The organism is Brevundimonas bullata, from assembly GCF_014207965.1.
Classification (GTDB): domain Bacteria; phylum Pseudomonadota; class Alphaproteobacteria; order Caulobacterales; family Caulobacteraceae; genus Brevundimonas; species Brevundimonas bullata_A.
Map to the genome: position 1 here is coordinate 558,151 of NZ_JACHLM010000003.1, position 20,701 is coordinate 578,851.

Sequence of the window (20,701 nt, forward strand, 5' to 3'; positions counted from 1 at the left end):
TCGGTTTAAGGTCCCCAAGGCCAAGCTTCGATCCGGCCTTATTTGCCCGGCAGGATACGTCCCATGATCACCGCCCCTCGTCCACACCGCATCGCCCTTCTCGCCGTCGCCCTGAGCCTCCTGACGGGCCCTGTGGCGGCTCAGACGCAGGCCCCGGCCCCCACAGCCGCCCAGAGCGCCGCCAGCGACCCTGTGGCCGACCTGCTGCGCCGCCAGGGCGAACGCTATCGGCGCGCCCCGGATTCGGCCCAGGACCCCGACGAGTTGCGTCAGACCCAGGCCCTCAACGATGAAGTCGTCGCTCAGAACGACCTGGCCGAAAACGAAGACCGCGCCAACGCCGCAGCCTACGCCAGGGCCCAGGCTCAGTACCAATCGGAACTGGAGGCGGCGGCCATCGAGGCTCGCGAACGCCGTGAAACCGACCTGCGGACCGCCGCCGAGGCCCAGGCCGCCTATGAGCGCCAGATGGCCGACTGGCGGGCCACAGTGGCCGCCTGCGAACGCGGCGACCGGGCGCGCTGCAACGCCGGACGGCAAGCGCCCTCGCCCAACTAGAGCGGGACCTCGGCTCGACGCTCGGCGCTGATCAGACCTGCCTCCAACACCTCTATCACCGCCACGGCCTCATGCGGCGGGACAGGATTGGGCGCACCGTCGCGGATCGCCCCGGCGATGGCGGCGTAATAGGCGGGATAGTCGCCAGGCGGTCCCGTCACGATCTCGCGCGCGCCGGTCGCGCCGTCCACTGCGACGCCGGGGCGAGAATCAACGCCCCAGCCCGCCACGCCGGGGGTCAGGCCCGATTTCAGTTGGTCTTCTTGCACGTCCAGCCCGTCCTTCCGCCAACTGGCGCGTGCGCCGTGGACGACGAACCGGGCGTCGGCGGCAGGCGTGACCATGTCAGCGTGCAGGATGATCCGCTTGTCGGCATAGCGCAGCACGGCGTGAGCATAGTCGACCGCCTTGCCGCCCGGACGCATCACGGCCAGGTCGCAGGTCACGCCCAGAGGACGCCCGAACAGGACCAGAGCCTGATCGATCAGATGCGGCCCCAGATCGTACCAGACGCCCGCCCCCGGTCCGTCGCCCTCGCGCCAGCGATCGCGCACCTCGGGCCGCCAGCGATTGAAGCGGCTTTCGAAGCGCACCACTGGTCCCAGACGGTCGTGGGCGAGCAGGCCCTGCAGCGTCAGGAAGTCGGCGTCCCAGCGACGATTGTGGAAGACAGACAGCATCGACCCGCGCGTGTCGGCCAGGGCCGCCAGCCGACGCGCCTCGGCGGCGGTCAAGGTGAAGGGCTTGTCGACCACTACGGCCTTGCCGGCGTTCAGCGCCGCCTCGGCCTGCGTCGCGTGCAGATCGTTCGGCGTCGCAAGGACAATCAGGTCGATGGCGGGATCGGCCAGGGCCTGATCGTAGGACGTCAGCACGCGCGCGTCGGGCCAGACCTCGGCCACCGCCTCGGCCTGGCGACTGACCACCGCCTCCAGACGCAATTCAGGACAGGCGGCGATCAGCGGGGCGTGAAAGGTCCGCCCGGCGTAGCCGAAACCGACCAGCGCCGCCCGGACCGGATGGGTCACGCCGATCAGCCCTCGGCGGTCTCGCGGCGCTTCATCATGGCGTCGAAGCTGTCCCAGACGCCGTCGGCGCCGTGCCACGAACCTTGCGTCGCCGCCTTGGAGTATTCGGTCGCGCGGGCCTCGAAGAAGTTGGCGTGTTCGACGCCCGACAGCAGGGACTGCAGCCAGGGCAGAGGGTTTTCCGTCACGCCGTAAACTTCCGGCAACTTCAGCTGACGCAGGCGCCAGTCGGCGATGAAGCGGATGTACTGTTTGATGTCATCCGGCGTCATGCCGTGGACCGGACCCATTTCGAAGGCCAGGTCGATGAACTTGTCTTCCATGTCGACCACGGTCTTGCAGCAGTCGACTATGTCGTCGGCCACGGCCTTGGTGACGGCGCCCGTCTCCTGATTGAAGGCGTGGTACAGCTTGATGATGCCTTCGCAGTGCAGGCTCTCGTCGCGCACCGACCAGCTAACGATCTGGCCCATACCCTTCATCTTCGACTGGCGCGGGAAGTTCATCAGCATGGCGAAGCTGGCGAACAGTTGCAGACCTTCCGAGAAGCCGCCGAACATGGCGAGCGTCCGGCAGATGTCGGCGTCGGTCTCGACCCCGAACTGGCCCATGAAGTCATGCTTGTCGCGCATGGCCTCGTATTCCATGAAGGCGCCGAACTCGCTCTCGGGCATGCCGATGGTCTCGAGCAGCAGGGCGTAGGCCGCGATATGGATCGTCTCCATATTGGCGAACGACGCCAGCATCATCTTCACTTCGGTCGGTTTGAACACCCGACCGTAGCGCTCCATGTAGTTATCCTGGACCTCGATGTCGGCCTGGGTGAAGAAGCGGAAGATCTGCGTCAGCAGGTTGCGCTCGCTGTCGGTCAGGTTGGCGGCCCAGTCCTTGACGTCCTCGCCCAGCGGCACCTCTTCGGGCATCCAGTGGACCTGCTGCTGGGTCTTCCACATGTCGAAGGCCCACGGATAGCGGAACGGCTTGTAGGCCGCCGAAGGCGTCAGCAGTCCAGCCGTTCCGGGACGGATGATCGAGGAGTGGGCGTTCATCAAAATGACCTGAAGCGAATCCGGGAGAAGTGAGTTTCACCATGCGTCCGACGCAGCCCGGCGCCAAGTCGGAATGCGCCTATCTTGCGATCACATTTTAATCCTACCGCTAGATGTGGTGGTCTGCGGACAATCAGATGGGGAGAAGCCTGGGGACGCTTTTCAACATCGCCGCCACGGTTCAGGGCCGGTCGAGGCGCCATGAGCCTGATCGGAAGCGCCTTTCGGAGGTAACCCTTTCCGGTGGAGAGCGCCGCCCCCCCCTAGGCCGCGTGGACCTGGTGGCGTGCGGCGGCGACGCGGAAAGTCTGGTCAATGGCGGCGTAGAGCCGATCATGCGTCACAGGTTTGGCCAGATGGGCGTCCATGCCCGCCGCCAGGCAGCGCGCGGCGTCTTCCGGCATGGCGTCGGCGGTCACCGCCAGGATGGCCACCTCGCCCGCATCGGACGGTAGGGCGCGAATACGGCGCGAGGCCTCCAGCCCGTCCAGACGGGGCATCCGCACATCCATCAGGATCAGGTCGAAGCCGCCGCCGCTCGCCTGTTCCAGCGCCTCCAGCCCGTCGGCGGCTTCGACCGCCTCACAGCCCGCCGCCTCGATCAGCAGCCGCAGCATCTGGCGATTGACCGGAAGGTCGTCGACGATCAGCGCGCGCAGCGCGGTGACTTCCGTCGGTGCTTCTGCGGCGGGCGCGTCGAGCGCCTCCAACTGCGCCGTCAGGTGGAACACCGAACCTGACGACGAGGTCGAAAACAGCACCACGTCGCCGCCCATGCATCGGGCATGGCGTCTTGCAGCGGGCAAGCCCACGCCCGCCCCGCCGTGGCGACGGCGGAGGGAATCGTCACTCTGTGCGAAGGGATCGAACAGGCGGGGAATGAAATCGTCGGCTATGCCGCAGCCGGTGTCGGCCACCTCGACCAGCAGGCGGTCTCCGTCATGTCGCGCCAGGAGCCGGATCGCGCCGCGATCGGTGAACTTGACGGCGTTCGAGACCAGATGCCGCAGGACCCCGCGCAGACGCCGAGCGTCCCCGAGCACGCGGCCGCCGGGCTGCAAAGCCATTTCCATATCGAACAGGAGCCCCTTGGCCTGCGCGGCTACGACGTTCAGAGCCACTGCGTCTTGGATCAGCGCGGCCAGGTCGAAGGGTTCCAGGCAGAGGGGTTCGTCGCCGCGCGACACGTCCAGGACATCCTCGACGAGGGTCAGCATGGCCTCCCCCGACTGGCGGATAGCAGCGACCTGAGCCTGGGCTTCGGGCGACAGATCGGAGCGGCGTGACAACAGGTCGGCGTAGCCGCTGACCCCGTTCAACGGCGTGCGCATCTCGTGGCTCATGAGAGCCAGGAAGCGTGACTTAACCGCGTCGGCCGCTTCGGCCCGTCGCCGTTGCTCCAGAGCGATCGCCGTGCGCCGGGCCAGTCGCGCAAGGAAGGAGCGCCGCTCGGCGATCAGGGCGCTGATCGGCAGGGCGGTCATCGCCGCCACCAGCAGGAAGCCATAGTAGAGAGGCATCTGCCGCATCCGCTCCGAGAGGCCATCCAGATCCGCGACATAGGGAACAGGCGAGGCGCTGATCGGCCCATGCCCGGTCATGGTCTTCAAGCCGCTGATCGCGGTGGTCAGAATCAGGGCGACCGCCATCCACGGCGGCGACAGTCGGAAGGCCGCCAGCATCAGCGGCGGAAACATCAGAAAGAGCAGGGGCGTGGACTGGGTGAAGATCCAAAGCGCCGTCGCCGTCACCAGGCCCAGGACGGCGATGATCTCCAGCGGCGACGGGCTGACTTGGCGGAAGCGATGCGCCCTGGCCAACAGCAGCAGACTGGGGGTGACGATCACCAGGCCCAGCAACTCCATCGCAAATAGGTGTCGCCAGGCGAAGGCGGCCCGGACCAGAGAATAGTCACGCACGGCCAGAGCCACGATGACGCTGATGGTGGCGGTCAGGGCCACCGCAGGCGCCGCGGCGCCGACGGCGAACAGGACCATCCGCCGAGGCCGCCGCATATCCAAGGCTGCTCCGCACACGCGCCGCGCCAGAAGGCCCGCTACCAGGACCTGGAGCAGGTTCAACAGGGGATTCAGCCAGACGAAGGGCGGGGCGTCTCCGCGCACGATGGTGCTCAGCAGGTTCAGCCCGAAACAGAGGGCCAGAACGACCCCCGCGCGCCGCCGGGGCAGTTGCAGGAAGGCCGCCAGCATCACCCCATTGGCGGGCCAGGCGATCACCGCCTGGAAGGTCGTTGCGCTCCAATGGCCCAGCAAGAGGCAGAGCATGAACAGAAGGACATAGACAGCGGAATGGGGACCGGCCTCCTGGCCCGCCTCGTGACGAAACGCTCGCCAGCGACCGCTCATACACCACTCCCCTAACCAATCCGCCCTAGTTCAAACCTGCGCCTCAATTGTAAACAAAGCCTGCTGCCAGGATTACGTCGGTTTCCCTAGGCCGGGATCATTCCCATGGCCCGCGCCTCGGCATGAAGACCCTCACGGAACTGCGGCGCGGCCAGGCCGATCAGGGCGCGGGCGCGCTGATCCACGGTCAGGCCGCGCAGATTGACCCAGCCATGCTCGGTGACGACGATTTGCGTATCATTGCGCGGCGTGGTCACGGGGCCGTCCAGTCGGGCGACGATGCGCGAGACTGCCCCTTTCGCCGCCGTCGAATGACAGGCGATGATCGACTGGCCGCCCTGCGACGCCGAGGCGCCGCGCACGAAGTCCAGTTGTCCGCCCGAGGCCGTGTACTGGCGCCCGTTCAGATACTCCGAGCAGCAGGCGCCGAAGAGGTCGATTTGCAAGGTGGCGTTGACCGAGACCATCTTGTCGTTGCGGGCGATGACGGCCGGATCGTTGACGTAGTCGACCGGGCGAGCCTCCAGCGCCGGATTCTCGTGCAGGAAGTCATAGGTGGAGCGGTCGCCCATGGCGAAGGTGAAGAGGGTCTTGCCCGGATGCAGGCTCTTCTTCGCATTGGTGACGACGCCGGCGCGCATCAGCTCGACCAGGCCGGGCGTCAGCAGCTCGGTGTGAATGCCCAGGTCGGCGTGATCATGCAGGGCCTCGCAGACCGCGTCCGGCAAGGCGCCGATGCCCATTTGCAGCGTCGAACCGTTTTCGATCAGGCCGGCGATGAGGCCGCCGATGATCAGGTCCTGCGGCTGCGGCGCGGCCTTGCCGGCCTCCAGCAGGGGCGCGGCGTGCTCGACCAGGGCCGTGACCTGCGACACATGCACGGTGCACTCGCCGAAGACGCGCGGCATGTGCGGATTGACCTCCAGGATCACCCGCTTGGCGGTGCGCGAGACGGCCAAGGCATAGTCGGTGTTGGTGCCGAGGCTGAAGTTGCCGTCGGCGTCCATCGGCGAGACCGTGGCCACAAGCGTATCGACCCCGATCTCGCGCGTCAGGACCTTGGGCGTCTGCTGGAAGCCGGTGGGGACGAACCAGACGCCCTGGCGCCCTTCTTCGATCCCGCGCGCCTCCAGCTTCCGTTCGATGGCGCCGTGGAACAGGCTGTGGGGCCGCAGCCGGTCGGTCAGTTCGTAGCGCAGGACGGTCTCGCCGGCGATGGCGGTGGACAGCAGGTAGTAGATGTTGATGTCGTCGACCGCCTTCGCTTCGGCCCGGTCGGCCAGGGCCTTCAGCAGGGCGGGCGGCTGGGCGACGCCCAGGGCCATGGCCACCTTGGCGCCCGACGGAATCAGGGTGGCGGCGGCGGCGGGCGACATCAGGCGCTCGGCGTACTGAATGGCGTAATCGGTCATGGCGCTTCCTCGAACGGCACTTCGGCTCTGTTCGATCCGTTATCCGGCGCCCGGCGCTTTCCGACCGCTAGACATTGGTCGAAGGCGCGTCCTGCAAGGGGGCGTCATGCAGCCGCTGGCGGCGCCCGATGGCATAGGCGGCCAGCCACAGCAGCATGGCCCAAGCGGCGCCGACGCTCCATCCGGCGAAGACGTCCGAGGCCCAGTGGGCGCCCAGATAGATGCGGGTCAGGCCGATCAGCAGGGCGATCAGGATGCCGCAGCCCATGACATAGGCCTTCATCCGTTTGCGCGGAAAGGCCCGCGTCAGCATGACCCCGAGCGTCAGATAGAAGACGGTCGACAACAGGGCGTGGCCGGAAGGGAAGCTGGCGTTCAGGGTCTCGACCGCCTGAAACTCCAGCGGCGGGCGGTCGCGTTCGAACAGGGCTTTCAACCCTTCGCTCAGCGCCACCCCGCCCGCCAGCCCGACCACCAGCAGCAGAGCTGACAGCCGTTTGCCCTGGATCAGCATGAAGCCCAGGGCGATCAGGGCGAACAGGGTCAGGACCGAGATCCCGCCCAGAGACGTGAGGTCCGCCGCCGCCTCCTTCAGCCACCACGGCCCCCAGGGGCGGCCCGGATCATCGGCGAAGGGACGAACGGCGTGCAGCACAGCCTGGTCAAAGGCCTCACCATCCGGCTCGCGCATGTCGTCGGCCACCTCGATGAAGGTCAGTGTGCCCAGGGCCACCACCAACAGGGCGGCGACGGCGGCGATTTCGGTGCGGGCCACGCGCAGGGCGCGGGTCAGGAAGGCGGTGGGATGCGGAGCCATAGGCCGCTAACGGTCAAGCTGGCGAGCCGTTCCCGTTGTCCCTCAGCGTGACAAAACAGATCCGAACCTCCGTGTGATCCCAAATCGCCAAGCCGCTCAGCCAAGCCCACTCAGACATTCACAGTTGGCAAGTCTTTAATCTTCATCGGAGCCCAAAAAAAAGTTTGAATGCCGACGGGCCTTAACACTACATTTAGGGACGACAGGTTGTTATCCACACAACATCTGGCGTTATCCACAGCACGACGGGGCATAGCGATGGCAGGCGGCGAAGCGTTGCAGACGACGGAATTCACGGCGCTTTCTAAGGCTCCGGCCGGCGAAAAGCCCCATCTGCAAGTGGTCACGGGCCTGACCCTGGACCGTTCGCGCGACGCCGTGTTGACCGACTTCGGCAAGAAGACCCTGGAAGACCGTTACCTGCTGCCGGGCGAAAGCTATCAGGACATGTTCGCCCGCGTCTCGACGGCCTATGCCGACGACGCCGAACACGCCCAGCGCATCTACGACTACATGTCCAAGCTGTGGTTCATGCCCTCAACGCCCGTCCTGTCGAACGGCGGCGCCGATCGCGGTCTGCCGATCAGCTGCTTCCTGAACGCCGTGGGCGACAGCCTGGACGGCATCCAGAACGTGTGGAACGAAAACGTCGCCCTGGCCTCAAACGGCGGCGGCATCGGCACCTACTGGGGCGGCGTCCGTTCCATCGGCGAGAAGGTCAAGGGCGCGGGCCAGACCAGCGGCATCATCCCCTTCATCCGCGTGATGGACTCCATGACGCTGGCGATCTCGCAAGGGTCGCTGCGCCGCGGCTCGGCCGCCGTCTATCTGGACATCCACCATCCGGAGATCGAGGAGTTCCTCGAGATCCGCAAACCCTCCGGCGACTTCAACCGCAAGTCGCTGAACCTGCACCACGGCATCAACATCACCGACGAGTTCATGGAGGCGGTGAAGACCGGCTCCACCTTCAACCTGAAGTCGCCCAAGGACGGCGAGGTCATGAAGACCGTCGACGCCCGATCGCTGTGGACCAAGCTGCTCGACATCCGCATGCAGACGGGCGAGCCCTATCTGATCTTCTCGGACACGGTGAACCGCCAGATGGCGCCGCACCAGCGCGACCTGGGTCTGAAGGTCAAGCAGTCGAACCTGTGCGCCGAAATCATGCTGCACACCGGCAAGGACCATCTGGGCGTCGACCGCACCGCCGTCTGCTGCCTGTCCTCGGTCAACGCCGAGAGCTTCCTGGAATGGCGCGAAGAACCCAAGTTCATCGAAGACATCATGCGCTTCCTGGACAATGTCCTGGAGGACTTCATCCAGCGCGCCCCGTCCGCCATGGCCGCCGCCGTCTATTCGGCCAAGCGCGAGCGTTCGGTGGGTCTGGGCCTGATGGGTTTCCACTCCTTCTTGCAGGCTCAGGGCGTGGCCTTCGAATCGGCCATGGCCAAGTCGTGGAACATGCGCCTGTTCAAGCACCTGCGTCGCGAGGCCGACAAGGCCAGCCGCGTGCTGGCCGAAGAAAAGGGCGCCTGCCTGGACGCCGCTGAGCAGGGCGTGATGGAGCGGTTCAGCCACAAGCTGGCCATCGCCCCCACCGCCTCGATCTCGATCATCTGCGGCGGCACCTCGGCGGGCATCGAGCCGATCCCGGCCAACATCTATACGCACAAGACCCTGTCGGGCTCGTTCGCGGTCAAGAATCCCTATCTGCAGAGACTGCTGGGCGAGAAGGGCATCGACACCGAGGCCGTGTGGAACTCGATCCTCGAACACGAAGGCTCGGTGCAGCACCTGGAGGCCCTGTCGGACGACGAGAAGGGCATCTTCAAGACCGCTTTCGAACTGGACCAGCGCTGGGTGGTCGAACTGGCCGCCGACCGCGCGCCGGAAATCTGCCAGGCTCAGTCGCTGAACCTCTTCATCCCCGGCGACGTGAACAAGTGGGACCTGCACATGCTGCACTGGTCCGCCTGGGAGCGCGGCGTGAAGTCGCTCTATTACCTGCGTTCCAAGTCGGTGCAGCGCGCCGCCTTCGCCGGCGCCGACGACAAGGTCGAAGCCGAGATCGATCCCAACCAGCCGGATCTCTTCTCCGCCGCCCCCACCGACTACGACGAGTGCCTGGCCTGCCAATAAGGCCGCGCCTCTCGCATCACGATCGGCTGATCCAGCCGCACTTAACCAGCCGCCCGGGGGAACCGTCCTCCGGGCGGTTTCGTTTGAGCGTGACAGGATTGTGGCTTGAAAGAGTCCGTTGCAGTTCCCCCGCTTTAGTGCAGAGTGGAGTTTGTTAACGGGTTTTGGGAGGGACCGTTGATGCGCGTAGAGGCTTGCCTCGCTGGTGTTCTGATCGCTGTGGGCCTGCCCATGACAGCGGGCGCACAGACGACGGCCTCGATCGCAGGGCCCATCGCGGCTCGGGGCAGCGATGTCGTCCAGTTCGAGGACGCCGCCGCCCGGCTGGACAGCGACATCGCCTTCATCGCCTCAGACACGCCCTTTGGCGCGCCGCTGGCCTTGTCGGGGTCGCCCGCGGGACGGGACGCCTTCACCACAGCGCAGAGCGAGGCCTGGTTCGCCGGCGACGGTTTCACGGATCGCCTGCGCGTCACCGCCCGGGGCGAGCCTCGCCGGGCTGACGGCGCGCCCGTGCCGCCGCGCGCCCTGGACGCCCGCACCTATGGCGACGAGCGCTATGACGTCACCTATACGCGCGGCTGGGTCGCGGCTCAGGGAAGGACGGCGTCGGGCCTTGAAGTGTCGCTGACGCCCCACGCCGGGGTCGGTTTCGGCGCCGACGGCACGACCGCCGAGGCCGGCGCCACCCTGAAGATCGGCGAGGGCCTCGACCGGCTGGCGCCTGACGGCGACGAGGCCTTTGGAGATCGGGCGCGCTGGTATGTGTACGCCGCCGGGTCCAAGCGGGCGGTCGGCTACAACTTCGCCCGCACCCGCGACGGCGATTTCGCCCGCTCGGGCATGAGCCACGACGAGGGCGCCTTCCTGGGCGACGCCTCGATCGGCGTGGCCTATCGCCGGGGCGCGCTGCAGGGCTCGGTCGGCGTCGTCTATCGCGAGATCGAGGCCAACGGCATCAAGGCCTATGGCGGCATCAACACCGACGTGTCGGAAGGCCTGGTGGCCTTCCAGCTAACGATCCGCCCGCGCGAATAGCGCGCCCCTACCGGGTGTGCGCCACGCCCTCGCGGCGGGTATCCGCTCCACCGTCCCACTGTCCGTTGCGCCACAGGCCGCCGTGCAGGCCCGAGGTTTCGGTGGTGTTCGGCCGCAGCACCACCCCGCGCGCCGCCATGCCGTCCCGCACGGCGGCGGAGAATCCCTCGGTGTCAGCGCCGAAGCCGTCGCCCTTGGCCACCAGATTGGGCAGGTCGAACGCCTCCTGCAGAGGCAGGCCCCAACCCAGGGCCGCAATAAGGGCCTTGGCGTTATAGGCCAGGATGGACGAACCGCCGGGCGAGCCCAGAGCCCCGACCAGATGGCCCTCGCGGTCCAGCACGATGACCGGCGACATCGACGAGCGCGGACGCTTGCCCGCCGCCACGGCGTTGGCCGCCGGCGTGCCGTCGGCCGCCGTCGGGACCAGCGAGAAATCGGTCAGTTGGTTATTGAGGAAGAAGCCGCCCGCCATCCGGCCCGAGCCGAACAGGCTCTCGACCGTGGTGGTCATGCTGACCGCATTGCCCTTGGCGTCCACGACGACGAAGTGCGAGGTGCCCGCCGGTTCGCGTGTGGCGTCGGCGCCGACCTTCGGCGCGCCCGGCGGCGTCCCGAACGGCGCCGCGCCGCGCAAGGCGGGCGCCAGGGCGGCGCGCTGGGCCACATAGGCCGGGTCCAGCAGACCCGCGACCGGCACCGAGACAAAGGCCGGATCGCCGAAATAGCGATCGCGGTCGGCATACATCAGCCGCTGCAGCTGGCCGAAGGCGGCCCAGGCCTCGGGGCTGGCCGCGCCCTTGTCCAGGTCCGGCGTCTGCTCGCCCATGGCCAGTAGTTGCAGGATGGAGGCGCCGCTGGACGGCGGGGGCGGCACGCAGACGACATAGACCTTGTACGGCCCGCACACGGCCTCGCGCACCACCGGACGATAGGCGGCGATGTCGGCGGTCGTCAGTCCGCCCGGACGCGGGCCCTCGGCCACGGCGGCGGCGATGGCTTCAGCCAGAGGCCCCGTCTGCATCCCGGCCGCGCCTTGGCGCGCCAGAATCCGCACCGTCTCGGCATAGGCGGGGTTCTTCAGCACGTCCCCGGCGACGTAGCGCGTGCCGTCCGCCTTGGTGAAATACTCGCTCGCCCAGCGGGTCTTCGCTTGGGGCGCATTACCGTTGATCATCCCCGCCAGACGCGGGCTGACGATAAAGCCGTCCTGCGCCAGCTTTTCCGCATCCCCGAACAATTCCGACCACGGCAGAGCGCCATGCTGCTTCTGCGCCAGGGCCAGCATGGGCACGACGCCCGGCGCGCCGGTCGAATGGCCGCTCAGCACCGCATCGACAAAGGCCATCGGGCGACCGTTCTCGTAGAAGAGCTCGGGCGTGGCCGAAGCCGGGGCCGTCTCGCGTCCGTCATAGACGGTGAGCGCCGCGCTGTCGGCGTCGTAGAACATCATGAAGGCGCCGCCGCCCAGACCCGACGACTGCGGCTCGACCAGACCCAACACGGCCTGAACAGCGACGGCGGCGTCCACCGCCGACCCGCCGCGCGCCAGAACGCGCATCCCGGCCTCCACCGCCAGAGGATTGGCGGCCGACACGAAGGGACCGCGCGCGGGCTTTTGCGCCGTCGCCACGACCGCTTCCCCCGCCGTCGCTTCCGCGACCGGGGCCGTGGCGCATCCCGCCAAGATAAATGCGCCGACCGCCGCACTCGTCAGAATGAGCGAAATCTTGCGCCGACGGTTCGACGAGGGGATGGAATAGGCGCGCACGAAACGGCTCCTGCGGGGTTCAGGGAGAGGTTCATGCCTAGTGTCCCAGAGCCCAAAGTCCAAGTCTGCATTTTCTATCGGCATTTTCTGAAAAACGCGCTTGCCAGCCCCGGCCCCGCCCGCTAGATAGCCGCCCTGCCCGCAAGGCAATGCGCACCCGTAGCTCAGCTGGATAGAGCACCAGACTACGAATCTGGGGGTCAGGAGTTCGAATCTCTTCGGGTGCGCCACTTCGGTTTAAAACTGAGAACTCCGCCCCCGGCGGCATAATCCCTACCACCAGTGGACGCTAAAGCCCGCAGAAGTTCTGTGCGCGATCCGATAATGCGCGCCTCGGTCTTGCTGATGACCTCCACCCTCTGGGTCAGTGCGCGGAGGTGATCTCGCCGATAGCCGCTGGTGCGATCCCGCAGCTTGCGCCGCGCGGCGCTGGCAAACCGGTTCAGGGCGTCCGGCGTGATCGTCGGCGCCAGCCGGTCCACGGATGCACCGATCCGTTCGGCGTCTGCTCGGGCCTGATCCCAAATGCCTGACAGTTCGGCCACGCGATCCTTTAGTGAGGCGTCGTCAGGCACCAGGAGGCCGTTCTCAATGGCTTCGTAAAGGCGATTGAGTTTGGCATCGGCTTCGGTGGCCCGTTTGCGCATTTCCGCGATGTGGCTGCGCCTCTGGTCGGCCCACTCCTCACGACGATCCAGAAGCTGTTCCATCAGCGCCGCGAGGCGATCCGGGTCCAGCAACCGGGATTCGAGGTGCTCGATGATCGCGTCGTCGAGCTTGTCCATGGGAACCGCGAGACCCTTGCAGCCCGCCTCGCCCATACGTGCTTTGGTCGAACAGGCGTAGTAGCGATACTGGCCGCCCGCGCTGCCCTTGCCGGTTCTCAGCGTCATGGCGCCGCCGCACGCGCCGCAGAAGCAGATACCCGTTAGCAGGTTCGGGCCTGTGGAGACTCGCGGCGGCGTCCACTTCGAGTTTCGAGCGGTGAGCCGCGCCCTGACAGCCTCATGGTCGGCCTTCGACACTATTGCGGGCACAGCCAGGCTACAGCACCGCTGGCCATCGTGCTCTGTCTCAATGCAACGGGTACCTGGCGCGTTTCCGGGAGTACATCGAGGCGGTGCGCGTGAACGCAGGCATTAGCAAGCTGACACAGCCTACGAGCGCCATCATCCTGATCGGTGACTCGGAAACTGAGACGCCAGCGCAGCGAGAGAACCGATCGAATTTCGTTCGCAGTTCAACTCTGATCGACGTGGTCAGCTACCGCCGCATTTTGTTCGCGGCGCGCGGAGACACGGGTTTCACCGCTCGCGGACCGGGCATTCTGGCTGACACCTTTCGAGAGCTTTCAGCCCAGACCGATGTTTGAAGCACTTCTGAAAAGGCCCCCCGGCCTACGACCCGATACGATACTCGGGAGCTATCCATGGGCTTGTCCAATCCAGGACCTCGGAAAAGGCCATGATCTGCCCGTACTCGCGGGCATAGGCCCCAGCCACTTCTGAGCTGTCGATCATTACAGCGTTTTCCCATGACGCCGTCGCGTTCGCGCTGATGTTGTAGCTGCCGGTCCAAACTTTCCGCGGCAGGACATCTTCCAAGCCGTTACCTTCTTGGTCGATGTCGCAGAAGACGAGAAACTTGTTATGCATGCGCGGCCAGGCGGATCGTTTTTCGCGGTTGTGATGGCCGACGCAGCGAATGGCTTCGATGTTGGGGTTGCCGGCGTAGTTTAACCCCGACACGCCTCCGGGAAGAGAATACCGCATCAGCGGCGCCGGAAGCGCATCGTACAATCGACGCAGGCCCGCCGTTCGCATTTGCACCAAATCGGGCCGCAGGAAGTCTTCCTTTTGTACGATGATGCTGACGTGAAGACACTTAGCCAGCGCTTCCAGGACAACAGTGTCCGTTAGCCAAGCCACGCAACCCACGACCACAGGATGGCGAGCAATTTCCTGAACCAGTCGCTCTTGGTGGTTTCGGAATATCACTTCCACCGGCGCGATCGCCGACATGCTGTTGTCGCTTTGGGGTTCGAGATCATGATCAACCGGGACGCCCAGTTGGTTCAGATTGATCCGGTCCATATCGCTGCTCCTTTGAGCGGGATTAGAACTGCTAGTTTGGTCTGCACGAATAGCGGGATTTTGCGCGACATAAAAAGCGGGAAACAGCACAACATAAAAAGCGGGATTTTGCGCGACATAAAAAGCGGGAAATGATACATCATAAAGAGCGGGATTTTGTCCGCGCTTATGGCTGAATCATTTTTGCGATCGGAGCCACGAGATTGGCAACGCCCCAAGAAAAGCTCGCTGATGCCCTTCAGGCTCTTCACCACCTTCAACAGAATGGGCGCGCAGTCTTCCGCTCGAATGACCTAACCCGCATTCACCGTGAGAGATTGCAGGTTCAGGGCTTCATCCAGCCCGTCATGAACGGCTGGTATATCCCGTCGCGGCCGGATGTCGGAACGGGCGAGACCTCAGCCTGGTATGCGTCCTATTGGGACTTCGTCCGTGCCTATCTCGAAGATCGGTTCGGAGAGGATTGGTCATTGGGGCCGGAGCAATCGCTTCTCCTGCACTCTGGGCAATGGCGGGTGCCTCCGCAGCTTCTCGTGCGGTCACCGGGCGGTCGAGACAAGAATACCAAATTGCTCCATGGTGCCTCGCTCTATGACGCAAGGCTTGAGCCCGCACGGGGCAATGACGTTCAAGTCCTGCAAGGTCTGCGGGTTTACACGCCAGAGGCCGCACTAATTGCTGCGGGGCCGGGGGCCTATACGACCTACCCCACAGAGCTGCGGACGCTACTTGCGAGCCGACGTGACGTAAGTTCGATCCTCGAACGGCTCCTGGAAGGGGGCCACACCCTGATTGCGGGTCGGATCGCCGGCGCATGCCGCAACATCGGAAGAGACGCCGATGCGGATGAGATCGTCGCCACCATGCGAGGGATCGGATACGATGTGCGAGAGGTTGATCCGTTTCATGCGAGACTTCCGGGTGTTGTGTTCCGGCGCGACAAGTCTCCATACGCCAATCGCATCCGGCTCATGTGGCAAACGATGCGAGAGGTGGTGATCGCTCGGTTCCCAGCGCCGCCAGCCCAGCCAGTCGATCTCGACCGCTACATGGAAGCCGTCGAGGAAATCTATGTGACCGACGCCTACCACTCGCTCTCAATCGAGGGGTATCGCGTCGATGCTGCGCTCATTGAAAGAGTCCGCGCCGGCAACTGGGATCCCGACAATGATGCAGGGGACCGACAGCAACGCGACGCCTTGGCCGCGCGAGGCTATTTTGATGCTTTCCAGTCGGTGAAGGAGAGCGTCAGGAAAGTCTTGGCGGGTGCGAATGCCGGCCAGGTCGCCGATGCGGACCATCGCGCTTGGTATCGCCAGCTTTTTGGGCCCAGCGTCAACGCGGGCCTAATTCCTGCAGCTAGCTTGGCAGGCTACCGCAACAGCCCCGTCTACATTCGAGGTTCACGCCACGTCCCGTTGAATGCTGCCGCGCTGCGGGACGCCATGGCCGCACTGTTGGACTTGCTGGAGGCTGAGCCCGATCCCGGTGTCCGGGTCGTGCTGGGCCATTTCATCTTTGTCTACATCCACCCCTATCTCGACGGAAATGGTCGGATGGGGCGGTTCTTGATGAACCTGATGTTCGCTTCCGGAGGCTATGCTTGGACCGTCGTGCCGGTCCAGCAGCGTACCGCCTATATGGCGGCGCTGGAGAGCGCTAGCGCGGGCGATGACATCGGACCCTTCGTGGATTTCATCGGCAACCTCGTCGGCAAGATCCCTCCCGCTCCGCCGAAAGGCGACGGAGCCGCCTGATCGCTGAACCTTGATCCTTTGCTAGCTCTGCCCATCTGCGGGTGCCGCCAGGAAAAAATCCGACGATGACCGATCCCGTTCGCGTTCTTGTACCGCTCGATAGCCAAGCGCCGGAAACGGTCCAATACGCCTTCGCCTATGCTAAGAAGATCGCTGAAAAATCGGCGACGCCGTTGGATGTTGTCCTTTTGACCCATACCAAGGCTCAGCCGGGCTTCATGCATCTGGACGCCGTTCTAGGCGCTCGCGGCAGCAAGGCCTTGTCGAAGGGCGCGGTGCAGTTGCCTTGGGGCGGATCTCTGCGATCCGAGACTCTTCAAACCATCAAGAGTTCTGTCATTGGGCCCAAGCCAGCCATCGTCATCGTCTATTTCGCTGAGGCCAAAATCCTCGATTTCGTAGACGGCTTGAAGAACCTCGAAGGGCTGATCGTTGTGCCGGACCTGCCGGGTGGCGCAAAGGCTTGGGCGGAGCGATGGAGTCCCGCCACCCACGGACAGGCGCAGCGCGCCGCTCCAGCAGTGTTGATCAGCGATCCGGTCGTCGTGCAGGCCCTCACGAGTCTCTCGAAGATGGTCAACCTGTCGACAGGCCTCCTCAACCCTCGCGACAAGGACTACGCCGACGAAGTCTTGCGTATATTGCGCGCGAAGGGCCACTCGGATCCGTCGGGCCAGATCAAGTCGTGGGCCATCCAGAACGGATGGCGCCCGGATGGCGCGACGGCGTTGGAAGCCCTGTCACGCAAGGTTTGGAGCCTCCAGCGCGCACCGAGCACAAGAGGCTACCACAACGTCGAAGGCCGGTATGCTCGTTGGAGCGGCGGCGAGGACTAAGCCGTCTACCTTAGGCCCCGCCACCGTCGTCAGGCTGTTTCATCCAGAGCGTCGAGGGCCGTCTGGATCGCGAGCCTGATGCGCTCGACCGACATCCGTTCATGGCGGGTGTCGCAAGTCCCGGGAGATCCGTTTCATAGGCTGCTCGTGCTGACATCATGAATGCGCCCCGGAACCATCGAAAGATGGAGCTGGGCCGAACTAAATGTTCATGCCAAGCGCCAACTATCCAGCGCGTGCAGTTAACCGGTTCGCCGCCATGCGCGCCCACGCGGAACGGCTGGCGGCGCGCGGCGCAGCCGTTCGCTATGTCCGCATCGACGCCCCGCGCAACACGCAGTCCATCATCGGCGAACTTCACCGCGCCCTGGCCGACGACGCCTATGCCCGCGTCGTGATCACCGAGCCTGGCGAGGTCAGGCTGGCCGAAGCCTTCGCGGCGTTCGCCGCGACCGCCGGACTGCCCGTCGATATCCGCGAGGACCGGCGCTTCATCTGTTCTCATGCCCGTTTTCGACGATGGGCGGCTGATAAGCGCGAGCTGAGGATGGAGTATTTCTATCGCGAGATGCGCCGCGAGACGGGCCTGCTGATGGAGGGCGCCGATCCCGAAGGCGGTCGCTGGAACTTCGACGCTGAGAACCGCAAGAAGCTGACCAAGGGACTCCGCCCGCCACCTCGGCTGCGCACAGTCCCGTCGGCCACGACGAAGGGCGCGATCGCCGACGTTGCGCGCCTGTTTCCCGATCATTTCGGCGATCTGGACGATTTCGGTTGGCCGACCACCGTGGATGAGGCCGAGGCTGCGTTGAAAACCTTCCTGACGCGCATCCTGCCCGGCTTCGGCGACTGGCAGGACGCCATGGCCCACGGCGAGCCCTGGATGTGGCACGGCCTGGTCTCGACGGCGATCAACATGGGCCTGCTGGACCCGCTGGACGTCTGCCGACGGGCCGAGGCCGTCTATCGCGCCGGCGGCGCGCCCCTGAACGCGGTCGAGGGTGTCATCCGTCAGATCCTGGGGTGGCGAGAGTTCGTGCGCGGGGTCTATTGGCTGAAGACTCCCGAGTACGGGCGCATGAACTTTCTGTACGCGGACCGCGCCCTGCCCTGGTTTTCTGGTCAGGCGAGACGGACATGGCCTGCGTCGCCGACGTGGTGTCGGCCACCCGCGCCAACGCCTATGCCCACCATATCCAGCGCCTGATGGTCACAGGCAATCTGGCCATGATGCTGGGCGTTCATCCCGACGCCGTGGATGACTGGTACATGACGGTCTATGCCGACGCCTATGAGTGGGTGGAGATGCCGAACACGCGCGGCATGGCGACCTTCGCGGACGGCGGGATCGTCGGGTCCAAGCCCTACGCCGCCTCCGGCGCCTATATCCAGCGCATGAGCGACTATTGCGGTGCCTGTCGCTATGACGTGAAGGGCAAGAGCGGCGATGGCGCCTGTCCGTTCAACCGTCTGGGGCTTTCTGGAACGCAATCGCCCGCGCCTTCGCCACAACGCCCGCCTGGCCATGCCCTATCGCACGCTGGACGGCTTTGGAGACGCGAAACGCGCCGCCTTGCTGGCCGAGGCGGAAGCCACGCGGCTGGCCCTCGGCGCCGTGTCGCTCAGCGACGCGGACGACGGTCGCGACCGATCTCAGCCTTGAGCCGACAGGGTGTGCGCCGCGCCGCCAGCCGCGCTGATCCGGGCCAGCGCCTGATAGAGGGCTGAGGCCGTGATCGGCTTGGGCAGGTGAAGGTCCGCGCCCGCCATGAGCGCGCGAACGACATGATCCTGCAAGGTGTTGGCGGTCAGCATGATGATCGGAGTCCGGCCCCGACCTTGCGCCGCCTCCAGATCCCGAATAGCCCGCGTCGCCGCCAGGCCGTCCATACGCGGCATCATCATGCCCATGAGAACGGCGTCGAAAGGCGTGGTCCGGCAGGCCTCCACCGCCTGGACCCCGTCCTCGACCGCGGTCGTCATGATGCCGGCGGCGGAAAGGATAAGCTCGGCCACCCGGCGATTGGTTTCGCTGTCGTCGGCGACCAGAATGTGAGCGAAGGCCTGACTGCCCTGATCGGTCGTAACCGGCGTTTCCTTCTCGAAGGCGGGCCTGCCCTCGGCCAGCCTGATGTCGAACCAGAAGGTCGCTCCTTCGCCGGGCGCGCCCTGACAATCTATGGAGCCGGCCATGGCTTCCACCAATTCCCGGCAGATCGACAAGCCCAGCCCCGTACCGCCGTATCGGCGATTGATGGCGCCGTCCGCCTGCTGGAAGCGTTCGAACAGGCTCTGGCGTTGCTCTTCCGAGAAGCCGATGCCCGTGTCCTGGACTTCGAAATGGAAGACGCCGCCCTCGCCCCGCGTGACACTGAGCGACACCGACCCGGCAGAGGTGAACTTGATGGCGTTGTTCAGCAGGTTGATGATCACCTGCCGTAGCCGCAGGGGATCGCCGACGACAAATCCGATCCCCTCGTCGCAACGCAGCACGAGGTCGAGCCCCTTCTCAGAGGCCTTTAGCGCGCAGAGCTGGCAAGCCCGTTCAACCTCGGCGGACAGATCGAAGACGTCCTGGGCGATCTCGATCTCGCCGGACTCGATCCCGCCAGATCCAGGATGTCCCCGATCAGGCTTCGCAGTTGATCGGCGGATGTCTGGATGATCCCCGCCAACTCCCTCTGATGATCGGACAGCGGCGTGTCCGCCAGCAGCTCGACCACCCCGATGACGCCGTTCAGGGGCGTGCGCAGTTCATGGCTCATATTGGCCAGGAAGGCGCTCTTGGCGACGCTGGCGGCCTCGGCCTCGGTCTTGGAACGGATCAAGGCCGCCTTCTGCGCCTCTCGTTCAGAGATGTTGCGGATCGCCGCGCTGGTGCGCTTGACGCCGCTCTCATGCCAGACCGCCAGGGAGACCTCGACATTGATGATCGAGCCGTCCTTGCACCGCGCCGTGGCCTCGGCGCGGGCGCCGTCCAGCACGGCGCCGACGCCCTGAAAGCCCTCGCCCAGGGCCAGGGCCTGGATGGTCTGACAGGTGAGGCCGATGAGCTCTCCCGTCTGGCCCAGAGCTTCCGTCGCCGAATAGCCGAACAGCCGCTCGGCGCCGGGGGACCAGTAGATGTAGCGATTGTCCTCATCCGCCATGATGACCGCGTCCGCAGCCGCCTCGAGCGCGCGCTCCAGCGCCCGATATCTTTGACGCCCTGCCAGGCGCTCGGCGGCGATCCGGCTCAGGTCCTGCAACAGGCTCGCGATCTCGGCGTCAAAGCTTCGCGGTTCGGGCGCAATCAGACAGAGGCTGCCCACCGCCCGACCGTTCACCACCAGCGGCGCTCCGGCGTAGAAGCGGATCGCGGGCGGTCCCAGGACCAGAGGATTGTCGTGAAACCGCGCGTCGAGGCGCGCGTCCGGCACCCACAGAACCTCATCGGGCTGAAGAATGGCGTGACCGCACAGCGCGACGGAGCGGTCCGTCTGCATCAGGTCCACGCCGCTTCGCGTCACAAAACGCTGATAGTCCTCATCCAGAAGGGAGATGAAGGCAGACGGCGCGCCTGAATGGCGGCGTACAAGGTCGAGGATGCCGCAGAGCACGGCATCCTCCTGATACCCGTCGCGGCCCAGGGAGCGGACCATCGCCAGTCGCTCGACCTCGTCATGCGGCTTTTCAGGGATCAACATGCATACCTCACAGGCCTGACCCTTGCCGCCCCCTGTATTGATCGTGGGTTAATCTGTGCAGGACTACGGAAACCTACGTAATCTACGCCTTGCGTGTTCGAGATCATCTGATCATCGCCAGCGGCCTTACCTGCGCGGGTTGTCTGAC

17 protein-coding genes, 1 tRNA gene and 1 pseudogene are annotated in these 20,701 nt (G+C 65.4%); 9 read left to right on the plus strand and 10 right to left on the minus strand.

Annotated features, from left to right (window positions below):
- The first annotated feature begins 63 nt into the window (after positions 1-63).
- Positions 64-558 (plus strand): cell wall hydrolase, encoded by a 495-nt coding sequence (locus HNP51_RS11435; RefSeq protein WP_184269375.1) that lies wholly within the window; start codon positions 64-66, stop codon positions 556-558.
- On the opposite strand, the gene HNP51_RS11440 is transcribed toward HNP51_RS11435, so the two are convergent.
- From HNP51_RS11440 to HNP51_RS11460, 5 genes are all read right to left on the minus strand, one after another.
- On the minus strand, positions 555-1,586 hold the full coding sequence (locus tag HNP51_RS11440; RefSeq protein WP_184269373.1) for an oxidoreductase: 1,032 nt from the start codon (positions 1,584-1,586) through the stop codon (positions 555-557). The genes HNP51_RS11435 and HNP51_RS11440 overlap by 4 nt on opposite strands.
- A 5-nt stretch (positions 1,587-1,591) precedes the next feature.
- Positions 1,592-2,635, minus strand: coding sequence for a ribonucleotide-diphosphate reductase subunit beta (locus tag HNP51_RS11445; protein WP_184269371.1), 1,044 nt, complete (start codon positions 2,633-2,635; stop codon positions 1,592-1,594).
- 263 nt (positions 2,636-2,898) lie between these two features.
- Entirely contained in the window at positions 2,899-5,001 is a 2,103-nt protein-coding gene (locus HNP51_RS11450; protein ID WP_184269369.1) for a response regulator, read from the minus strand.
- Between the two features lie 86 nt (positions 5,002-5,087).
- Complete coding sequence (locus HNP51_RS11455) at positions 5,088-6,413, minus strand: acetyl-CoA hydrolase/transferase family protein (protein WP_184269367.1); 1,326 nt, start codon at positions 6,411-6,413, stop codon at positions 5,088-5,090.
- A gap of 67 nt (positions 6,414-6,480) precedes the next feature.
- Positions 6,481-7,230 (minus strand): phosphatase PAP2 family protein, encoded by a 750-nt coding sequence (locus HNP51_RS11460; protein WP_184269366.1) that lies wholly within the window; start codon positions 7,228-7,230, stop codon positions 6,481-6,483.
- Positions 7,231-7,543: 313 nt separating this feature from the next.
- Between HNP51_RS11460 and HNP51_RS11465 the strand changes: the two are divergent.
- Positions 7,544-9,372, plus strand: a pseudogene (locus HNP51_RS11465) (ribonucleoside-diphosphate reductase subunit alpha); the annotation flags it as partial.
- A gap of 180 nt (positions 9,373-9,552) precedes the next feature.
- Positions 9,553-10,410: a lipid A deacylase LpxR family protein gene (locus tag HNP51_RS11470; protein ID WP_260398416.1), complete on the plus strand. Its 858-nt coding sequence runs from the start codon at positions 9,553-9,555 to the stop codon at positions 10,408-10,410.
- A 7-nt stretch (positions 10,411-10,417) separates the two neighbouring features.
- Here HNP51_RS11470 and HNP51_RS11475 read toward each other — a convergent pair whose 3' ends face one another.
- On the minus strand, positions 10,418-12,181 hold the full coding sequence (locus tag HNP51_RS11475) for a gamma-glutamyltransferase family protein (protein ID WP_311769927.1): 1,764 nt from the start codon (positions 12,179-12,181) through the stop codon (positions 10,418-10,420).
- A gap of 153 nt (positions 12,182-12,334) precedes the next feature.
- Between HNP51_RS11475 and HNP51_RS11480 the strand changes: the two genes are divergently transcribed.
- Positions 12,335-12,411, plus strand: a tRNA-Arg gene (locus HNP51_RS11480).
- On the opposite strand, the gene HNP51_RS11485 is transcribed toward HNP51_RS11480, so the two are convergent.
- Positions 12,382-13,218 carry a recombinase zinc beta ribbon domain-containing protein gene (locus HNP51_RS11485; protein WP_311770664.1) on the minus strand — a complete coding sequence of 279 codons (837 nt, stop codon included), beginning with the start codon at positions 13,216-13,218 and terminating at the stop codon, positions 12,382-12,384. The genes HNP51_RS11480 and HNP51_RS11485 overlap by 30 nt on opposite strands.
- Positions 13,219-13,307: 89 nt before the next feature.
- Between HNP51_RS11485 and HNP51_RS11490 the strand changes: the two genes are divergently transcribed.
- Positions 13,308-13,553, plus strand: coding sequence for a hypothetical protein (locus HNP51_RS11490; protein ID WP_184269362.1), 246 nt, complete (start codon positions 13,308-13,310; stop codon positions 13,551-13,553).
- A 25-nt stretch (positions 13,554-13,578) separates the two neighbouring features.
- Here the strand turns inward: HNP51_RS11490 and HNP51_RS11495 are convergent, their stop codons facing one another.
- Positions 13,579-14,274, minus strand: coding sequence for a phospholipase D-like domain-containing protein (locus HNP51_RS11495; protein WP_184269360.1), 696 nt, complete (start codon positions 14,272-14,274; stop codon positions 13,579-13,581).
- Positions 14,275-14,477: 203 nt separating this feature from the next.
- Between HNP51_RS11495 and HNP51_RS11500 the strand changes: the two genes are divergently transcribed.
- The 4 genes from HNP51_RS11500 to HNP51_RS18610 all read left to right on the plus strand — a co-directional run bounded on the left by HNP51_RS11500 (position 14,478) and on the right by HNP51_RS18610 (position 18,595).
- Positions 14,478-16,031 (plus strand): Fic family protein, encoded by a 1,554-nt coding sequence (locus HNP51_RS11500; RefSeq protein ID WP_184269358.1) that lies wholly within the window; start codon positions 14,478-14,480, stop codon positions 16,029-16,031.
- Between the two features lie 65 nt (positions 16,032-16,096).
- Positions 16,097-16,867, plus strand: coding sequence for a hypothetical protein (locus tag HNP51_RS11505; protein WP_184269356.1), 771 nt, complete (start codon positions 16,097-16,099; stop codon positions 16,865-16,867).
- 211 nt (positions 16,868-17,078) lie between these two features.
- Positions 17,079-18,074, plus strand: a complete 996-nt coding sequence (locus HNP51_RS11510) for a cryptochrome/photolyase family protein (RefSeq protein WP_260398450.1) — start codon at positions 17,079-17,081, stop codon at positions 18,072-18,074.
- On the plus strand, positions 18,005-18,595 hold the full coding sequence (locus HNP51_RS18610; protein WP_260398415.1) for a hypothetical protein: 591 nt from the start codon (positions 18,005-18,007) through the stop codon (positions 18,593-18,595). Before HNP51_RS11510 ends, HNP51_RS18610 begins: the two co-directional genes overlap by 70 nt.
- Here the strand turns inward: HNP51_RS18610 and HNP51_RS11515 are convergent.
- Both HNP51_RS11515 and HNP51_RS11520 read right to left on the minus strand, forming a co-directional pair.
- Positions 18,521-19,360, minus strand: coding sequence for an ATP-binding protein (locus HNP51_RS11515; protein ID WP_184269354.1), 840 nt, complete (start codon positions 19,358-19,360; stop codon positions 18,521-18,523). The two genes, HNP51_RS18610 and HNP51_RS11515, sit on opposite strands and share 75 nt — an antisense overlap.
- 26 nt (positions 19,361-19,386) lie before the next feature.
- Positions 19,387-20,553: a histidine kinase dimerization/phospho-acceptor domain-containing protein gene (locus HNP51_RS11520; RefSeq protein ID WP_184269352.1), complete on the minus strand. Its 1,167-nt coding sequence runs from the start codon at positions 20,551-20,553 to the stop codon at positions 19,387-19,389.
- Positions 20,554-20,701 lie beyond the last annotated feature (148 nt).

Bases quoted from the DNA above. Each gene is read 5' to 3' on its own strand.
- HNP51_RS11495 (WP_184269360.1), bottom strand. From the start codon at position 14,274: ATGGACCGGATCAATCTGAACCAACTGGGCGTCCCGGTTGATCATGAT.
- HNP51_RS18610 (WP_260398415.1), top strand. From the start codon at position 18,005: ATGGCCTGCGTCGCCGACGTGGTGTCGGCCACCCGCGCCAACGCCTAT.
- HNP51_RS11450 (WP_184269369.1), bottom strand. From the start codon at position 5,001: ATGAGCGGTCGCTGGCGAGCGTTTCGTCACGAGGCGGGCCAGGAGGCC.
- HNP51_RS11455 (WP_184269367.1), bottom strand. From the start codon at position 6,413: ATGACCGATTACGCCATTCAGTACGCCGAGCGCCTGATGTCGCCCGCC.
- HNP51_RS11505 (WP_184269356.1), top strand. From the start codon at position 16,097: ATGACCGATCCCGTTCGCGTTCTTGTACCGCTCGATAGCCAAGCGCCG.
- HNP51_RS11445 (WP_184269371.1), bottom strand. From the start codon at position 2,635: ATGAACGCCCACTCCTCGATCATCCGTCCCGGAACGGCTGGACTGCTG.
- HNP51_RS11435 (WP_184269375.1), top strand. From the start codon at position 64: ATGATCACCGCCCCTCGTCCACACCGCATCGCCCTTCTCGCCGTCGCC.
- HNP51_RS11470 (WP_260398416.1), top strand. From the start codon at position 9,553: ATGCGCGTAGAGGCTTGCCTCGCTGGTGTTCTGATCGCTGTGGGCCTG.
- HNP51_RS11460 (WP_184269366.1), bottom strand. From the start codon at position 7,230: ATGGCTCCGCATCCCACCGCCTTCCTGACCCGCGCCCTGCGCGTGGCC.
- HNP51_RS11510 (WP_260398450.1), top strand. From the start codon at position 17,079: ATGCCAAGCGCCAACTATCCAGCGCGTGCAGTTAACCGGTTCGCCGCC.
- HNP51_RS11520 (WP_184269352.1), bottom strand. From the start codon at position 20,553: ATGTTGATCCCTGAAAAGCCGCATGACGAGGTCGAGCGACTGGCGATG.